The 16,617-nt window shown below is 74.0% G+C and carries 14 protein-coding genes; 7 read left to right on the top strand and 7 right to left on the bottom strand.

Going from position 1 to position 16,617, the window contains the following annotated elements; translation table 11 throughout:
* Positions 1 to 10: 10 nt before the first annotated feature.
* Entirely contained in the window at positions 11 to 1,057 is a 1,047-nt protein-coding gene (locus BLW14_RS04200) for an MBL fold metallo-hydrolase (protein ID WP_093704436.1), read from the top strand.
* 2 nt (positions 1,058 to 1,059) lie between these two features.
* On the opposite strand, the gene BLW14_RS04195 is transcribed toward BLW14_RS04200, so the two are convergent.
* Both BLW14_RS04195 and BLW14_RS04190 read right to left on the bottom strand, forming a co-directional pair.
* Positions 1,060 to 1,686, bottom strand: a complete 627-nt coding sequence (locus BLW14_RS04195; protein ID WP_093704434.1) for a DedA family protein — start codon at positions 1,684 to 1,686, stop codon at positions 1,060 to 1,062.
* Complete coding sequence (locus BLW14_RS04190) at positions 1,683 to 2,465, bottom strand: MBL fold metallo-hydrolase (RefSeq protein ID WP_093704432.1); 783 nt, start codon at positions 2,463 to 2,465, stop codon at positions 1,683 to 1,685. The genes BLW14_RS04195 and BLW14_RS04190 overlap by 4 nt, the downstream gene beginning before the upstream one ends.
* A 223-nt stretch (positions 2,466 to 2,688) precedes the next feature.
* On the opposite strand from BLW14_RS04190, the gene BLW14_RS04185 reads away from it, so the two are divergent.
* Positions 2,689 to 3,093: a hypothetical protein gene (locus tag BLW14_RS04185; RefSeq protein ID WP_093704429.1), complete on the top strand. Its 405-nt coding sequence runs from the start codon at positions 2,689 to 2,691 to the stop codon at positions 3,091 to 3,093.
* Between the two features lie 83 nt (positions 3,094 to 3,176).
* A complete protein-coding gene (locus BLW14_RS04180) occupies positions 3,177 to 5,267 on the top strand; it encodes a phage holin family protein (protein ID WP_093704427.1) in 2,091 nt (696 codons plus the stop codon).
* On the opposite strand, the gene BLW14_RS04175 is transcribed toward BLW14_RS04180, so the two are convergent.
* The 3 genes from BLW14_RS04175 to BLW14_RS04165 form a co-directional block, all read right to left on the bottom strand.
* Entirely contained in the window at positions 5,268 to 6,320 is a 1,053-nt protein-coding gene (locus BLW14_RS04175; RefSeq protein ID WP_093704425.1) for a LacI family DNA-binding transcriptional regulator, read from the bottom strand.
* Between the two features lie 74 nt (positions 6,321 to 6,394).
* Entirely contained in the window at positions 6,395 to 6,967 is a 573-nt protein-coding gene (locus tag BLW14_RS04170; RefSeq protein ID WP_093704423.1) for a DUF305 domain-containing protein, read from the bottom strand.
* 77 nt (positions 6,968 to 7,044) lie between these two features.
* Entirely contained in the window at positions 7,045 to 8,034 is a 990-nt protein-coding gene (locus tag BLW14_RS04165) for a DUF1996 domain-containing protein (RefSeq protein WP_177153894.1), read from the bottom strand.
* 245 nt (positions 8,035 to 8,279) lie between these two features.
* Here BLW14_RS04165 and ligA point away from each other — a divergent pair, with 245 nt between their 5' ends.
* From ligA to secD, 3 genes are all read left to right on the top strand, one after another.
* Positions 8,280 to 10,379 carry an NAD-dependent DNA ligase LigA gene (gene ligA, locus BLW14_RS04160; RefSeq protein ID WP_177154201.1) on the top strand — a complete coding sequence of 700 codons (2,100 nt, stop codon included), beginning with the start codon at positions 8,280 to 8,282 and terminating at the stop codon, positions 10,377 to 10,379.
* A 153-nt stretch (positions 10,380 to 10,532) separates the two neighbouring features.
* Positions 10,533 to 11,348 carry a rod shape-determining protein gene (locus BLW14_RS04155; RefSeq protein ID WP_177153893.1) on the top strand — a complete coding sequence of 272 codons (816 nt, stop codon included), beginning with the start codon at positions 10,533 to 10,535 and terminating at the stop codon, positions 11,346 to 11,348.
* A 766-nt stretch (positions 11,349 to 12,114) separates the two neighbouring features.
* Complete coding sequence (secD, locus tag BLW14_RS04150; protein WP_093704416.1) at positions 12,115 to 14,409, top strand: protein translocase subunit SecD; 2,295 nt, start codon at positions 12,115 to 12,117, stop codon at positions 14,407 to 14,409.
* Between the two features lie 50 nt (positions 14,410 to 14,459).
* On the opposite strand, the gene BLW14_RS04145 is transcribed toward secD, so the two are convergent.
* Entirely contained in the window at positions 14,460 to 15,269 is an 810-nt protein-coding gene (locus tag BLW14_RS04145) for a helix-turn-helix domain-containing protein (RefSeq protein WP_093704414.1), read from the bottom strand.
* 62 nt (positions 15,270 to 15,331) lie between these two features.
* On the opposite strand from BLW14_RS04145, the gene BLW14_RS04140 reads away from it, so the two are divergent.
* A complete protein-coding gene (locus BLW14_RS04140; RefSeq protein WP_018519810.1) occupies positions 15,332 to 15,637 on the top strand; it encodes a 4a-hydroxytetrahydrobiopterin dehydratase in 306 nt (101 codons plus the stop codon).
* A 4-nt stretch (positions 15,638 to 15,641) separates the two neighbouring features.
* Here the strand turns inward: BLW14_RS04140 and BLW14_RS04135 are convergent, their stop codons facing one another.
* Positions 15,642 to 16,604 (bottom strand): LysR family transcriptional regulator, encoded by a 963-nt coding sequence (locus BLW14_RS04135; RefSeq protein ID WP_093704412.1) that lies wholly within the window; start codon positions 16,602 to 16,604, stop codon positions 15,642 to 15,644.
* Positions 16,605 to 16,617 lie beyond the last annotated feature (13 nt).

Here is a 16,617-nt window from a genome sequence, read left to right as displayed (position 1 = left end):
GGAGCCCCCGATGACGGACCAGACCGAGCGCCCCCTCACCCGGGACACACCCCCCGTGTCCTGCGGCGCGGTCGTCGCACCGCGACCGCTCGGCGAGGTGCGCACCTGGCCCCGGAGCTTCGCGGACCGGCTCACCGCCCCGCTCCCCGGCGTCAAGGGCATGTCCCGACTGGCCCGCGAGCACTCCATCCGGCCCAACGCGGAGGGCCTGCGCCACATCCACCGCCTGCCGTACGCCCCCGAGCCCCTGCCGCCCGTCCCCGCCGGCACGAGCTGCGTCACCTGGGCCGGGCACGCCAGCTGGATCATCCGCACCGGCGGCCTCACCGTCCTCGCCGACCCCGTCTGGTCCCGGCGCATCCTCGGCACCCCGGCCCGGATCACACCCGTCGGCGTCCGCTGGGAGGACCTGCCGCCCGTCGACGCGGTCGTCATCAGCCACAACCACTACGACCACCTCGACGCCCCCACCCTGCGCAGACTGCCCCGGCACACCCCGCTGTTCGTCCCGGCCGGCCTCGGCCAGTGGTGCCGCCGCCGAGGCTTCGGCAACGTCACCGAACTCGACTGGTGGGAGTCGGCACAGCTGGACGGCGTCCGCTTCGACTTCGTGCCGTCCCACCACTGGTCCAAGCGCACCCTGACCGACACCTGCCGCTCGCTCTGGGGCGGCTGGGTCATCCAGGACACCGGCGGCACGGGGCACGGCGGACGGATCTACTTCGCCGGCGACTCCGGATACGGCCACTGGTTCGCCGAGATCGGCCGCCGCCACCCCGGCATCGACCTCGCCCTGCTGCCGATCGGCGCGTACGAGCCCCGCTGGTGGCTCGGCGACGTCCACACCGACCCCGAGGAGGCGGTCCAGGCGTACGAGGACCTCGGCGCCCACGCCATGGCCCCGATGCACTGGGCGACCTTCCTGCTCTCCGCCGAACCGGTCCACGAACCGCTCACCCGGCTGCGTACCGCCTGGCAGCGCGCCGGGCACTCCCGCGACCGGCTCTGGGACCTGCCCATCGGCGGCTCACGCGTGCTGGGAAGCCCCGCCGGCTGAGGTCACCGCGCCCACCGCGCCCGCGTCCGGCGCCACACCGCGGGCGCCCCGCTGATCAGCAGCGTCAGGCCCACCGCCGCGACCACCCCCTGCCACGGCTCCGGGAACAGCGAACCGCCCAGGATGCCGATCAGCTGGTACGTCGCCGCCCACGCCAGGCACGCCGGCACGTCGCCCCGGGCGAACCGCCGCAGCTCCATCCGGCCCAGCAGGCACGCCAGCATCACCGGGATCCGCCCGGCCGGCACCAGCCGCGACAGCACCAGCACCGCCGCCCCGTGCTCGTCCAGCTTGTGCTGCGCCTGCTCAAGGCGTTCCGGTGCCGCCCGGTCCCGGATCGTCCGCAGCCACCGCGAGCCGTTCTTCGACCGCACCCCCCGCTGCCCCAGCCAGTACAGGGATATGTCCCCGAGGAACGCCGCCGACGACGCCACCGCGAACACCACCAGCAGGGAGAACGGCGACGACTGGTGGAACGCCACCACGGCCGCCGAACTCACCAGCGCGCCCGTCGGCACCACCGGCACCAGGGCGCCCAGCGCCACCAGCAGGAACAGCGACGGATAACCCACCGCCTGCTGCGTCGACTCCGCCGGCAGCTGAGCCGTCTCCCGCAGGAACTCGATCACTCCGCGCACCCCGGCCGCACCCGCTCGCCGTGCGCCAGCCGGTGCACCACGACCTCCGGCGCCGCCATCGCAGCCTTCCGCACGAACTCCTCGCCCGGCGCGTGGAACTCGTGGGGCCGTACCCCGTCCATCCCGATCGGCCAGTACGTGCCGTAGTGCACCGGCACCGCCGCGCGCGGCCGCAGCCGGGTCAGCGCCTGCGCCGCCCGCCCCGCGTCCAGGTGCCCGTGGCCCAGATAGGGCCCCCAGCCGCCGACCGGCAGCAGCGCCACGTCCACCGGGCCGACCGCCCCCGCCATGTCGTCGAAGAGCCCGGTGTCCCCGGCGAAGTACGTACGCGCCACGCCCTCCACCACGTAACCGAGCGCGGGGGAGCGGTGCGGCCCCAGCGGCAGCCGCCGGCCGTCGTGCAGCGCCGGCACCGCCCGGACCCGGACACCACCCACGCGCACCTCGTCGCCCACGACCACCTCGGTGATCCGCAGCCCCCGCGCCCGGCGCAGCAGCCGCAGCCCGGGAACCGACCGCACCGAACCACGCGGCACGAGCACCCGGGCCCCCGGGGCGACGCGCGCCAACGACGGCAGATGGAGATGATCGGAGTGCAGATGGGAGATCAGGACCACATCGGCCAGGGCCGCGTCCGGACCGGGCAGCGCGCCCCGGCGGCGCCGCAGATGCGCGAAGCGCCGTACGAAGAGCGGATCGGTCAGGAAACGGACCCCGGAGTCCTCGATCGTGCACGTGGCATGACCCCACCAGGTGATCTCCACCGGCACGTCACCGCCTCCTCCGCTCACCGAGCCCTTCGGACCCCTCCACACCTGCCCCGACGAGCCTACGGGCAGTCCCGTCCGGGCCGCCCGAGCACCCCGGCGCACCCGTGGATCACGGTCCCGGGCCCGTGCCCCCGTGCGCCCCCTCACCGCCCCGGAACGCGCCCTCGGCCCCCGCGTGCGGCCGCATAGGGTCGGGGAACGACGAGCACGGGGAAGAAGGGCCATGGGGGACGTACGCGTGGCGGCCATCGCCAGCCTGACGCCGCTGGAGGAACTGGACAGCGATCCGTTCCTCGTGGACACCCGCGGCCAGCACGCCATGTGCGCCCGCTGGGCCGCCGACCAGGGCTACGTCGTCACCCGGCAGCTGCGCCTGTACGGGCTGCGCCCCGACCACCCCGCGCTCTGGGCCGACATCGACAGCGGCGAGGTCGAGTTGTTCGTCACCCCCAGCGAGCGGGTCCTCGCCCGCGCCCTGGCCTCGGTGCCGCGGTTCACCGCGGAGTGCGAGCGGCGCGGCGTACGCCTGGAGATCGCCGGGTTCGACGAGCCGTCCTACACCGCCGACGGCAAGGCCGGAGTGCACCGCAGGCTCTCCATGCCGACCGCGGGGTACGACGGCTGCTGACCGGCCCGGGGACCGCCCGGCCCGCTGTGAAAGGCTGGGGCGGGGCCCGGAACGGCAGGGCCCGGACGTGAGGTGAAGGCGGCGTGGGCGACAGGCGATGGCGGCGAGCCGGCAGCGCCCTGATGCGAGTGATCGCGGTCTGGGCCGTCTCGACGCTCACCATGCTGGCGCTCGCCGGCATCCTCCCCGACTTCCGGCTCCAGTCGCCCGACGGCGACAGCATCACCAAGACCGCCTTCACCGCCGCCTGGGGCGCGGGCGCCTTCGGGCTGCTCTCCGCACTGGTCTGGCCCGTCCTCGTCCGGGCGCTGCTGATCGTGCCCGCCCTCGTCCTCGGCGCACTCGTCTTCTTCCTCAACGGCTCGCTGCTGCTGATCGCGCTGTGGCTCATCCCGGACGGCCGGGGAACGGCCGCCCCGGAGACCGCCGTCGCCGTCGCGGCCGTGATGTCCGCCGTCGCCTCCGCCACGTCCACCGCCCTCGCCGTGCGCGACGACAACGCCTACCGCCGCCGCCTCTCCCGCCTGGCCGACCGGCGCCGCCGCCGCACCGGCACGGGCGACGCGCGCGGCGGGCCGCCGGGCACCGTCTTCATCCAGCTCGACGGGGTCGGCCACGACGCCCTCCTCGCCGCCGCGGCCGGGGGCGTCATGCCGACCGTCGCCCACTGGCTGGCCGGGCCCGACGGACACCGGCTCATGCCGTGGCGCACCGACTGGTCCAGCCAGACCGGCGCCAGCCAGCTCGGCATCCTGCACGGCAGCAACCACGACGTCCCCGCTTTCCGCTGGTACGAGAAGGAGACCGGTGTCGTCATGGTCTCCAGCAAGCCCGCGAGCGCCCTGGAGCTCCAGCGCCGGGCCATCACCCGCACCCGGGACGGCGGACTCCTCACCTTCGACGGCGCCAGCCGCGGCAACCTCTTCAGCGGCGGCGCGGGCCAGCTCGCGCTCGTCCTGTCCATGGCCGCCAGGCTCGGCAAGGGCCGCCGGTCGCGGGCCGGGTACTTCGCGTACTTCTCCGACCCCGCCAACGCCGTCCGTACCGCAGGCTCCTTCGTCGCGGAGGTGTGCCGGGAGATCGTCCAGTCCACCCGCTCCCGCCTCCGCAAGGAGACGCCCCGCATCAAGCGCGGCGGCCTGTACCCCTTCATCCGTGCCTTCGCGACCGTCGTCGAACGCGATGTGGTGGTCGCCGCCGTGATCGGCGACATGTTCGCCGGACGGACCGCGGTCTACGCCGACCTCGTCGCGTACGACGAGGTCGCGCACCACTCGGGACCGCGCAGCCGCGACGCGGAGAAGGTGCTCGCCCGCCTCGACCGGGCGCTCGCCCTGATCGCGAAGGTCGCCGAGCAGGCCCCCCGCGCCTACCGGATCGTGCTCCTGTCCGACCACGGCCAGAGCCCGGGGGACACCTTCGCCGGCGTGTACGGACTGACCCTCAAGGACCTCGTACGGGCGGGCAGCGGCCTGCCCGTGCCCCGGCGCGCGCAGCGCACCCGCAGCGCCTCCGAGGCGCGCGACGCGGTCCGGATCGCCCTGCACCGGCCGGTCGCCGAGGGCCAGGAGGAACAGGTCGCGACCCCCTCCGACCCGATAGTCCTATCCTCCGGCAACCTCGGCCTGATCTCCTTCCCCGACATCGCGGGCCGCGCGTCCCTGGAGCAGCTGGAGCACCGCCACCCCGCGCTGCTCTCCACCCTCGCCAACCACCCGGGCATCGGCTTCCTGCTCGTCCGCGGCGAACGGGACGGCTCCGTGGTGCTCGCCCGCGACGGGGTGCGGGTGCCGGTGGCGGACCTGGCGGACGGCGAGGGGCCACTGGCCGTGTACGGTCCGGGCGCGGCGGACGCGATCCGGCGCACGGACACCTTCCCGCACGTCGCGGACGTGATGGTCAACTCCATGTACGACCCCGCCACGGGCACCGTGCACGCCTTCGAGGAGCAGATCGGTTCGCACGGCGGCCTGGGCGGCGACCAGTCCCGCCCGTTCCTGCTCTGGCCGCGCACCCTGAGTGACCCGCTGGACGCCGTCACCGACGAGGACGGGAAGCGCCCGGACGAGCTGGTCGGCGCGGAGGCCGTCCACCGCGTCCTCGCCCGCTGGCTCCAGGAGGCATCGGGACCCCAGGTGCCGGTGCCGCAGGACGGGGAGCCCGGCGGCGCCTGATCAGGCCGACTGCCGCCGTACGAGCGTCGGGTGGAAGATCACCGACGGCGGCGGGTCGACCGGCTTGCCGATCTGCTTGAGCAGCAGCCGGGCCATCTCCGCGGACATCTCCTCCACCGGCTGCCGGACCGTCGTCAGCGGCGGATCACAGGCCAGCGCCGCACTGCTGTCGTCGAACCCGACGAGCGCGACGTCGTCCGGGACCTCCTTCCCGGCCCGCAGCAGCACCGGCACGGCCCCGAGCGCCATCAGGTCCGACGCGATGAACACCGCGTCCAGGTCCGGCCGCTCCGCGAGCAGCCGCCGCATCGCCGCCGCACCCCCGGCATGCGTGAAGTCGCCCTCGGCGGTCACCACGTCCCGGATGCCGTGCGCCGCAGCCGCGTCCAGGAACCCGGAGAGCCGGGCCTGGCCGGCCGGCATGTCCTGCGGGCCCGATACCGTGCCGACGCGGCGGCGGCCCAGCGCGGCGAGATGGTCGGCGGCCAGCCGCGCCCCGGCCCGCTGGTCCGCCTCGACATAGGTGAGCGGCGTCGGCCTGCGGGGCTGTCCGGCGAGGACGGCGGGCAGCCGGGTCCCGTGCAGCAGCCCGGGCAGCGGGTCGTCCGCGTGCGACGAGATCAGCACCACCCCGTCCACGTGCCCGTGGCGCAGGTACGCCAGCAACTGGTCCCGCGACTCCTGGTCGTCGGCCAGCATCAGGACCAGCTGGATGCCCGCCGGGCGCAGCACCTCCAGGAGGCCGGCGACCACCCGCCCGAAGTAGGGGTCGGAGAACATCCGGCCGACGAACGGCTCGGGCACGGTGCGCCGTTCCCGCTCCGAGACGACCAGCGCGATCGAGTCGGTCCGCCGGGTCACCAGCGAACGGGCGGCGCGGTTGGGCACATAGCCGGTGGCGTCCACCGCGGCCTCCACGGTCCGCCGCAGCGCCGGGTCCACCGTGGTCGCCCCGTTGATCACCCGGGACACCGTCGCCCGTGACACCCCGGCCACTCCGGCGACGTCCTCCAAGGTCACGGGACGGGCGGGCGGCGGCGCGTCGGCAGGCATGCAGTCTTTATACCGGGAGGTACGACCGGCGCGGTAACGGCCGCCCAGGGCTTGGGATTACATTGACCCGGAGGTCAGCCGGAGTCCTCGGACGGGGCGGGCAGCCGGGCGATCTCGATGCTGCGGGCCGAGACCAGGGAGGCGGCGAGCCGCTTGGCGTCCGGCCGGGTACCGGCCCCGGTCTCGGAACGCGACACCTGGGCGGTCTGGTGCAGATGGTCCTTGATCCGCTCCACCAGGAACCGGTCGAAGGCGGCGCCCTTCAGCGTGCGGGCACGTTCGAGGTCGTCCTGCGTCACCATGCCCGGCATGTGGTGGCCCTCGTGCACATTGGTGTGCGGGAGCCCCATCCGGGCCAGCAGCGGGCGCAGCCGGGCCAGTTCACCGTTCTGCGAGGACCGCAGACCGGCAGCCCAGCGCCGTACGCCCGTGTCGCCGGAGCGGTCGGCGGCGAGCGAGAGGAGCGCCACGGCCGACTCGTTCATCGGGGTCATCAGCTGCACCCAGGCGGCGTCGGTCGGATCGGCGGGCGCGCCGGTGGCGGACGGAGCGGGCGGGGGAGTGCTCTCCGGCTCGGCCGCCGGGGAGCCGCAGCCGGTGAGGAGGAGCAGCAGGGTGAGCGTCGCCGCGCTGCGGGCCGCTTTCATCAGGGGCTCCCTCGGGGAAGGGCCCGTCCGGGGCGCACAGCCCCGGACGGGCGGGTGGGGACGGGGGTGCGCAGGGGTCAGGGGGTGCCGTCGGCCCCGCACTTGATGATGGCGTTGATGCAGTCGCGTACGCGCTGCGCCAACTGGTCATCGGGCCACACGTTGAAGAAGTCGCCGTGCATCGTGTAGCCGGGTCCGGACGCCAGCCGGAACCGGGACGGGTCACCGTTGACCGGGTACCGCAGCACCTGACGGAGCTTGGGCACCGGCACCGGGTGGGTGGACGGGCACTCGCCGTTGACCGGGTACGACATGTGGCTCTTGTGGTCGGCCGAGTCCAGGTCCCTGCCGTTCCAGCACTGCGGGAAGTCGAGGTACGACTCCAGCATCGCGCCCGCCGGGCAGTTCACGAAGTCGTGCGACGGGTTGACCTCGCCGTGGTGCAGGCACGACCAGCGCGAGATCGTGTTGTCGTTCGGCCCGGTCGCCTTCGCGTTCCCCGCGACGATCCGCAGACCCCGGGGGAAGGGCTTGATCTGCCGGATGACGTCGTCGCGGACGCCCTCGCCCAGGTAGTAGAACGTGGTGCCGGTGGGCTCCACCTCCTTGTCCCCGTCGTACAGGGTCGGCACCCAGTACGACGACAGGTCGATGTCGGGTGAACAGGTGCTCCGGGCCTTCTCCAGCGAGGCGAGGTCCGAGTGGCCGTTCGTGGAGTCGTTGCCGAAGAAGCTGTGCATGTGCGAGGCGCCGGGCAGGCCGGGGAAGACGATCGGGTCGTCGGGCGCCCGGTGGGTGTACGGGCACTCTGCCAGGAACTCGGCCACCCGGACGACGTCGGCGGCGGCCTTGGGGGCGGGGGCCGCGGCGTCGGCGGGGCCGGCGGACGCGCTGTTGGTGGTGGCCTGGAGGAAGGTCAGGGCGAGCGCGGCGGCGGCGAGCGCCGCCGTGCGGTACCGCCGGGGCGGTGAGGTTCTGCGGTGGCTGTCGTCGTCGCTGCGTCGTTGACGGAAGAAGAGCACGGCACTCCATTTCGGGAAGCGGTGGGGGGGATGTGCCCTGATCATGGGCGGCCTGATCAGGGGAGAGAGCGCTCTCTGCGAGGGAACGTAGGAGCATGGCGAGGGCATGTCAATACACATGGCGAGGCTTCAATTACGTGCGGATCGAGGCGGGTTGAGGGGCCTGCGGGGTCGGAGAGCGCTCTCTCTGGGATTCACCGACCTGGTTCACGGCGTTCAAGGACAGGAGAGCGCTCTCCGGTGCTCGTCGGCCTCCGGCGGCAGAGGCGTTGTCAGTGGTGGACGGCAGGATGGAGGGCATGACGAACTCAGCAGTCGTGCTCGCCGACCCCGCCTCCTACGCCGCCGCCGTGGAGGAGGCCGCGCAGGCCGCCGCCGCGTACTACGCCACGGGCGAGAGCACGCTCGACGACGACGCCTACGACCGCCTGGCGCGCGGCATCGCCGCGTACGAGCAGGAGCACCCGCAGGAGGTGCTGCCCACGTCGCCGACCGGCAAGGTGGCCGGCGGTGCGGCCGTGGGGGACGTGCCGCACACGGTGCCGATGCTCTCCCTCGACAACGTCTTCTCGGCCGAGCAGTTCGCCACCTGGACCGCCTCGCTGGAGCGCCGGATCGGACGGCCCGTCACCGCCTGGAGCGTCGAGCCGAAGCTCGACGGGCTCGCGGTGGCCGCCCGCTATCGCGAGGGCCGGCTCGAACGGCTGATCACCCGGGGCGACGGGACCGCCGGTGAGGACGTGTCGCACGCCAGCGGGACCGTCGTCGGCCTCCCCGAGCGGCTCGCGGAGCCGGTGACGATCGAGATACGCGGCGAGATCCTGATGACCACCGCGCAGTTCGAGCAGGCCAACGCCACCCGCACCGAGCACGGCGGCGCCCCCTTCGCCAACGCGCGCAACGGCGCGGCGGGCACCCTGCGCGCCAAGGACCGTGCGTACACGGTGGAGATGACGTTCTTTGCATACGGCGCGCTGCCGCTGCCCGACTCCGGTGAACTGGCCGCCGAGCTGGCCGAGCTGCCGCACAGCCAGGTCCTCGGGCGCGTCGCGGACCTCGGCGTGCACACGGCGGGGGACACCGAGGTCGCCCCGCGCACGGTAGCCGCCGTCGAGGAGGCCCAGGCGCGGGTCGAGGAAGTCGCCGCGCTGCGGGCCTCGTTGCCGTTCGGGATCGACGGCATCGTCATCAAGGCCGACCTGGCGGCCGACCAGCGCGACGCCGGCGTCGGCACCCGGGCCCCGCGCTGGGCCATCGCATACAAGCTGCCGGCCGTCGAGAAGGTCACCCGCCTCCTGGGCGTCGAGTGGAACGTGGGCCGTACCGGCATCATCGCGCCGCGCGCCGTGCTGGAGCCCGTCGAGATCGACGGCTCGACCGTCGGCTACGCCACCCTGCACAACCCGGCCGACATCACCCGCCGGGACCTGCGCATCGGTGACCACGTGATGGTCTACAAGGCGGGCGACATCATCCCCCGCATCGAGGCGCCCGTCGCCCACCTGCGCACCGGCGACGAGCAGCCCGTCGTCTTCCCCGAGGCGTGCCCGCAGTGCGGTTCGGAGATCGACACCAGCGAACAGCGCTGGCGCTGTGTCCGAGGCCGCGACTGCCGCGTCGTCGCCTCCGTCTCGTACGCCGCCGGGCGCGACCAGCTCGACATCGAGGGGCTCGGTACGACCCGGGTCGTCCAGCTCGTCGACGCCGGCCTGGTCGCCGACTTCGCGGACCTGTTCACCCTGGAGCGCGAACAGCTGCTCTCCCTCGACCGGATGGGCGAGACGAGCACCGACAACCTGCTGGCCGCCATCGACGCAGCCCGCACCCAGCCGCTCTCCCGCGTCTTCTGCGCCCTGGGCGTGCGCGGCACCGGACGCTCCATGTCCCGCCGGATCGCCCGCTACTTCGCCGAGATGGACCGCATCAGAGCCGCCGACGCCGAGGAGCTCCAACGGGTCGACGGCATAGGCAAGGAGAAGGCAGCGGCCGTCGTCGCCGAACTCGCCGAGCTCGCCCCGCTGATCGAGAAGCTGATCGCCGCCGGGCTCACCATGACCGAGCCGGGCGCGACCCCGCCCCCGCCCCCGGGTGAGGAGGCCGGCGAGGAGACCGCCGGCAGTACCGAGGGCGCGCCGCTGGCCGGGATGACCGTGGTGGTCACCGGGGCCATGACGGGCGTGCTGGAGAAGCTGTCGCGCAACCAGATGAACGAGCTGATCGAGCGGGCCGGCGGCAAGTCGTCCTCCAGCGTCTCCAAGCGCACAGCGATGCTGGTGGCCGGCGAGAAGGCGGGATCGAAGCGGACGAAGGCGGAGGACCTCGGGGTGCGGATCGCGACACCGGAGGAGTTCGCGGAGATGGTGGGGGAGTTCCTGCCGGTCGACGCGTAGGGGCGTGCGCGGGGCGGTCGGCCGAGCCCTTCGATTTTGCTTGGGAGTGGCTTTCTTTGCCTACCTATTGCATAGTGAGGGCTCGGCCATGCCTCGCGATCAGCGGGTCACTGGGTGTGTACGGCCGCGGCTGCGTGCCGGGGGTGAGGGGCGATGCGTTCTTTGCGCGACGGACGGCGGCACGACCGCCCCGTCCACCGGCACTTCGGGGGCGCCACCCGCGGCCTGGCCATCGACCTCGGCAGCTCCCGGACCCGCGCCTGGGTGCCCGGACTGGGCGTCGTCGCGGACACCGGCGGCGAGGAGAGCGGTGAGCACGGCCACGGCCGGCCCGTCCGGCGCGGCCGGATCGTCGACCCGGACTCCTGCGGCCGCATGCTGGCCCGCATCGCGGACCGGGCCCTGGGCGACTACCGCCAGGACGCGGTCATCGTGCTCAGCCACCCCGTCCTCGCCGGCCCCGGACACCGCGACGCCGCCCGCGACATGCTCCGCACGCTCAACGCCTCGGACGTCATCGTCCTGGACAGCGCCAGGGCCGCCGCGGCCTGCGCCGGACCGGGGGACGGCGGCCCGCTCCTCGTCGTCGACGTCGGCGCCGAGCTGACCGAGGCGACCCTGCTCGTCGACGGAATGGTGCGCGACGCGCGCCTCGCCGAGACCGGCCTCAGCGACCTCGGACCGGGCGAGCCGCCGACCGCCGTCGTCCAGGCCGTCCTGGACATGGTCATGGCCATGTGGCGGCAGGACCGGCACGGCGCGCTGCTCGGCGCCCTGCGCAGGGGCCCGTTGCTCGCCGGAGGCGGTGCGCTGCGCCCGGACGTCACCAACCGGATAGCGGTCCGCCTCGGCGTCCCGGTCCGGCTCACGGACGACCCCGCGACCACGGTGGTGCGCGGTGCGGGGCTGATCCTCAGCTCCGTGCTCCGCCACACCGCGGCGCCCGCCCTCCCCGGCCGATCCGGGTGACCCCCCTCCCGGGGCAGCCCCCGGGGAACGCGGCCCCGGGAAGCCGGCCGGACGAGCGGGGGCGCGGCGCGTGGGTGTCGCGCGCGTCGCGGTGTGCCCGGTCGTGCCCCGAACCCGGACCCGCAGCGCGGCGGTACCTCGTCGCGCTGCTCCTCGCCGTCCTCACCCTGGCCGGCGGGGCGCCCGCGGCGTCGGGTGCGGGGCTTCCCGCACGCGCCACGGCAATGCTCCCGACGACGCTCGCGACAACGGCCCCCGGCCTCCCCGTAGGCATCGCGACCGCCACACGGCAGGTCGCACCCGCCGCGTCCGACGCACCCCGATCCACCGCAGCCGCCGCATCCGACACACCTCGTTCCGCCGCACCCGCCGCTCCCCGTTCCGCCGCCGAGCTCACCGTCCCCGAACCCCGCGCCACCGCAGACCGCGGCCCGTACCGCACGCCATGGGCCGCCGCCGAGCACCCCCGTACCGCACACCAGTTGCCCCCGCCGGGTCCCGGCGGGTCCGTCCCGTGCCCGGTGGCCGTACCCCCGCCGCTCCCCGTCCCCTGGTCCGGCCGCACCGCCCCCGTCTCCGCCGCGCAGCGCCCGCGCGTGGCGCTCCCCGGCGTGCGCGGGCCTCCGAGTGCCGGTGTCCACCGGCCCAGGGACCGCTTCCCGGTCCCGCACACCATCGACGCCGTGCCGTTCCCGCCGTCCTAGTGCCCCTCGCGGTGCCGGGCGGGGCGGGTGCGCCCGGCGCCCCCCCCCGGAGGGAACCCGCAATGACGCGCGCCACCACGGTGCGGGCGGTTCTGGCTGCGGCCGTGCTGCTCGTCTCCGTGCTCATCACGCTGACCATGTCACCCAGACTCGGCCTCGATCTCCAGGGCGGCACCCGCATGGTGCTCCAGGCCGAGAACTCCGACACCGCGAAGGCCGACCGCGAGAGCACCGACCGCACCCTGGAGGTGCTGCGCCGGCGCATCGACTCGCTCGGGGTGACGGAGCCGACCCTGACCCGGTCCGGTGAGGACCGGATCATCGTCGAACTCCCGGACGTCCAGGACCCCCGCAAGGCCGCCGATGTCATCGGCAGAACCGCCCAGCTGACCTTCCACGCGGTCCGGGGCCCCGGTGAGCCGGCGGCCGAGGGCGGCAAGGGGCTGACCCTCCCCGACGAGCAGGGCCGCGAACTGGCCCTCGGCCCCACCGCGCTCTCCGGCGCCGGGGTCAAGGAGGCGTCCGCCTCGTTCGACGCCCAGCAGGGAGCGGGCTGGACCGTCTCGCTCGACTTCCACAAGGACGCCGGCCGGGACTGGACCCGGCTGACCGGCGAGGCGGCCTGCCACCCGGTCCAGGACGAGCGGCGCCGGGTCGCCATCGTCCTCGACCAGCGGGTGATCTCCTCGCCGCAGGTCTCGCCGACCGTCGCCTGCGACACGGGCCTGCCGTCCGGCTCCACGCAGATCACCGGCTCCTTCAGCGCGGACGAGGCCCGCGAACTCGCCCTGCTGATCGAGGGCGGCGCCCTGCCCGTGCCCGTCGAGATCGTCGAGCAGCGGACGGTCGGCCCGACGCTCGGCGCCGCCGCGATCGACGCCAGCGCGCGGGCCGCCCTGATCGGCGCGGCCGCCACCGCCCTGTTCATCACCGTCGTGTACCGCCTGTTCGGCGCGCTCGCCGCCGTCGCGCTCGGCGCCTACGGCGTGATCTCGTACGCGGTCCTCGTCGCCCTCGGCGTCACGCTCACCCTGCCGGGGCTCGCCGGATTCGTACTGGCAATCGGCATGGCCGTCGACGCGAACGTGCTGGTCTTCGAACGGGCCAGGGAGGAGTACGCGGGGCGCCCCGGCAAGACTCTGCGGTCCTCCCTCACCGCCGGGTTCAAGGGGGCGTGGAGCGCCGTCGCCGACTCCAACGTGACGACGCTGATCGCGGCCGGGCTGCTCTTCTTCCTCGGCTCCGGACCGGTCAAGGGCTTCGGCGTCACGCTCGCCATCGGTGTCCTGGCGTCGATGTTCTCGGCGCTCGTCATCGCCCGCGCGCTCACCGAGATCGCGGCCCGCTCCAGGTTCGTCGCCGACTTCCGTGGCGTCAACGGCATCGCGATCCCGGGCCGGGTGCGGACCTGGCTCAACCGGCGCGATCCGCAGCTCATGCGCTTCCCGCGCCGCTGGCTGACCGTCTCCGCCGTCCTGATCGTGGTGGCCGTCGCGGGCACCGTGGTGCGGGGAGTGAATCTCGGCGTCGAGTTCACCGGCGGACGCCTCGTCGAGTACTCCACCAGCCGCCCCGTGGACGTCGAGACCGCGCGGTCCGCCCTCGCGGGTGCCGGGTTCGGCGACGCGGAGGTGACCACGGCGGGCGCGGGCGACATCTCCGTGCGCACCGGGGACCTCGACAACGACGACGAACACGCGCTGCGGGCCGCGCTGGCCGCCGAGGGCGGCGAGACCACCAAGGTCCGCGACGAGCTGATCGGCCCCAGCCTCGGCGACGAACTGCGGCGCAACGCGCTGATCGCCCTGGCCATCGCCGTACTCGTACAGCTGGGCTATCTCGCGATCCGGTTCCGCTGGACGTTCGCCGTCGCCTCGGTCGGGGCGCTGGTGCACGACGTGATCATCCTGATCGGGACCTTCGCCTGGCTGGGGCGCACCGTCGACGGCATCTTCCTGGCGGCGCTGCTCACCGTCATCGGGTACTCCGTCAACGACTCGGTCGTCGTCTTCGACCGGGTGCGGGAGCTGTGGGCGAAGGCCCGCAGAAGGCCCCTCACGGAGGTGGCGAACCGGGCGGTCCTCCAGACCGTGCCCCGGACGGTGAACACCGGGATGGGCGCCCTGTTCATCCTCACCGCCCTCGCCGTGCTCGGCGGCGACTCGCTGGAGGACTTCGCGCTGGCCCTGCTGATCGGCATCGTCGTGGGCACGTACTCCTCGGTGATGACCGCCGTGCCGGCCGCGCTGCTGCTGGAACGCACCAGCAAGGTCCCGCCGCCCGCCCGCACCAGGGCCCCGCGCGCCAGGCAGGGCGCGGGACGCCGCGACCCGCACGACAACGGCGCACGGGTGTGACGCGTACGGGCCCGTGTCTCCCGCACCGGCGGACACGGGCCCGTACGTCCTCAGGGCACGAGCGAGCGCAGATACGCGGCGGTCTCCGGGTCGGCCGGCAGCAGCGTCTCGATGGCCAGCTCCGCGACCGTGACGTCCATCGGCGTGTTGAACGTCGCGATCGAGGCGACGAACGACAGGACCCGCCCGTCGTGCTCGATCACCAGGGGCAGGGCGAACGGCACGGACGCCGAGGGCGGCTCCCAGTCCCCTTCCCCGTCCCGGCCCGCCGGGACGGGGTAGCCCGCGACCTCCTCGTACAGCTCGCGCAGCTCCGCCGAACGGACCAGCGCGATCTGGCGCTCCATCTGCGCGAGGAGGTCCGCCCGCCACGCGCGCAGGTTCAGGATGCGCGGCGCCAGGCCCTCCGGGTGCAGGGTGAGCCGCATCGCGTTCAACGGCGGGGCGAGCAGGTGGTCCGGCACGCCGTCCAGCAGCCGGGTCATCCCCTGATTGGCCGCCACCACCGTGTACGTCCCGTCCACGACGAACGCGGGGTACGGGTCGTAGCCCCGCAGCAGCCGGTCCAGGCCGTCCCGCAGCGCCCCCATCGCCGGGTCGTCGAGCGCGGTCTCCGCGTAGTGCGGGGCGTAACCCGCCACCACCAGCAGGGCGTTGCGCTCCCGGACCGGCACCTCCAGATGCTCGGCCAGCCGCAGCACCATCTCCTCGCTGGGGCGGGAACGCCCCGTCTCGACGAACGAGATGTGCCGTGCCGACGAGCCGGCCCGCAGTGCGAGCTCCAGCTGGCTGATCCGGCGCCGCTCCCGCCAGCTGCGCAGCAGTGGCCCTACCCCCGTGTCGAGCGCGACAGTTGTCATGAGGAGACCGTAACGTCACCGGCACCGCCGACCCGCATCGATCACCAGTGAGGGAGCCGCCCATGCCCGCCGCACCGCTGCCGCAGAACGAGATCGAGGACCGGCTGCGCGAACTGCCCGGCTGGTCGCTGGAGGGCGACCGGATCGGACGCACCTACCGGCTGCCCTCGCACTTCGCCGCCGCCGCACTCGCGATGCACGTCGCCGCGATCCAGGACGAGCTGAACCACCACAGCGACCTGACGCTCGGCTACAACACCGTCGCGCTGACCGTGAACTCCCACGACGCGGGCGGCAAGGTCACCGAGAAGGACCTCGGCCTCGCCGCCCGGGTCGCGGCGGTGGCGCCGGGCCACGGCGCCGAGTGAGCCGTCAGGACGCGGCGCCGAAGCCCGGGTGCGTGGCGAGCCAGCGCGTGTAGCTCTCGCTGCGCCCCACCGCCTGGGCGTACGCCGCCCGGGTGTGCCCGCTCACCGCTCCGGCCGCCGCCGACGCGGCGGCCGAGCGCGGGTGCCTGCCCAGCAGATGGCGCCAGCTGAGCGGCGCCCCGACGACCGGGCGCGTCACCACCCCCGGGGTCGGCGGGAACGTCGCCCGGCACAGCCCGACCGCCCGCCCCACCTGGACGAGGTGGACGACGGACGTCGTGTCCGTCTCGTAGACGGACACCGGGCTGAAGCCGGCCCGGGCGCACGCCGCGACGAAACAGTCCGCGAAGCAGCCGTCGCCCGGCACGTCCGCCCAGCACTCGCCGGCCAGTTCGGACAGCTCCAACTCGTCCCGCCCGGCCAGCGGATGGGACTCCGGCAGCATCACGAAGACCGGGTCGATGCCGACGACCTGCCACTCCAGCCGGTCCGCGTCCGGCGGCGCGCTCTCGCCGCAGGTCCCGATCAGCGCGAAGTCCAGCCGTCCGTCCACCAGTTGCGAGGCGATCTCGTCCACCGACCAGGATGTGTACGTGGACACCGGCGCGGCCGGGTACGCGGCGGCCAGCCGGTCGACGAGCCCGCCGAGGAGCGGGCCGTGCGTACCGCCCAGCCGGAACCGCTCCACGGTCCCCATCGTGTTGGCGAACCGCACCGCCTCCTCCTGGAGTTCGCTGACGGCGGGCAGCACCACCCGGGCCCGCTCCAGCACGAGTTCGCCCAGCGGAGTCGCCCGCGCGCCCGTGTGGTCCCGGTCGAACAGCGGGCCGCCCAAGGCCTTCTCGATCCGCCGAAGCTGCGCGCTGAGCGCGGGCTGCGCGAGGCCCAGCGCGGTGGCGGCCTTGGTCAGGCTGCCGGTGTCGGCGATGGCACGTACGGTTCGCAGATGCCGCAACTCCAGCTCCATCAGCGCACGTTAT

It is taken from the genome of Streptomyces sp. 2131.1 (assembly GCF_900105515.1).
GTDB lineage: Bacteria > Actinomycetota > Actinomycetes > Streptomycetales > Streptomycetaceae > Streptomyces > Streptomyces drozdowiczii.
This window is presented reverse-complemented; position numbering and strand designations above follow the sequence as displayed.

Coding starts and splice junctions, on each gene's coding strand:
- BLW14_RS04200 (WP_093704436.1), top strand. CDS start 11: ATGACGGACCAGACCGAGCGCCCCCTCACCCGGGACACACCCCCCGTG.
- BLW14_RS04185 (WP_093704429.1), top strand. CDS start 2,689: ATGGGGGACGTACGCGTGGCGGCCATCGCCAGCCTGACGCCGCTGGAG.
- BLW14_RS04175 (WP_093704425.1), bottom strand. CDS start 6,320: ATGCCTGCCGACGCGCCGCCGCCCGCCCGTCCCGTGACCTTGGAGGAC.
- BLW14_RS04170 (WP_093704423.1), bottom strand. CDS start 6,967: ATGAAAGCGGCCCGCAGCGCGGCGACGCTCACCCTGCTGCTCCTCCTC.
- BLW14_RS04165 (WP_177153894.1), bottom strand. CDS start 8,034: ATGATCAGGGCACATCCCCCCCACCGCTTCCCGAAATGGAGTGCCGTG.
- ligA (WP_177154201.1), top strand. CDS start 8,280: ATGGAGGGCATGACGAACTCAGCAGTCGTGCTCGCCGACCCCGCCTCC.
- BLW14_RS04155 (WP_177153893.1), top strand. CDS start 10,533: ATGCGTTCTTTGCGCGACGGACGGCGGCACGACCGCCCCGTCCACCGG.
- secD (WP_093704416.1), top strand. CDS start 12,115: ATGACGCGCGCCACCACGGTGCGGGCGGTTCTGGCTGCGGCCGTGCTG.
- BLW14_RS04145 (WP_093704414.1), bottom strand. CDS start 15,269: ATGACAACTGTCGCGCTCGACACGGGGGTAGGGCCACTGCTGCGCAGC.
- BLW14_RS04140 (WP_018519810.1), top strand. CDS start 15,332: ATGCCCGCCGCACCGCTGCCGCAGAACGAGATCGAGGACCGGCTGCGC.
- BLW14_RS04135 (WP_093704412.1), bottom strand. CDS start 16,604: ATGGAGCTGGAGTTGCGGCATCTGCGAACCGTACGTGCCATCGCCGAC.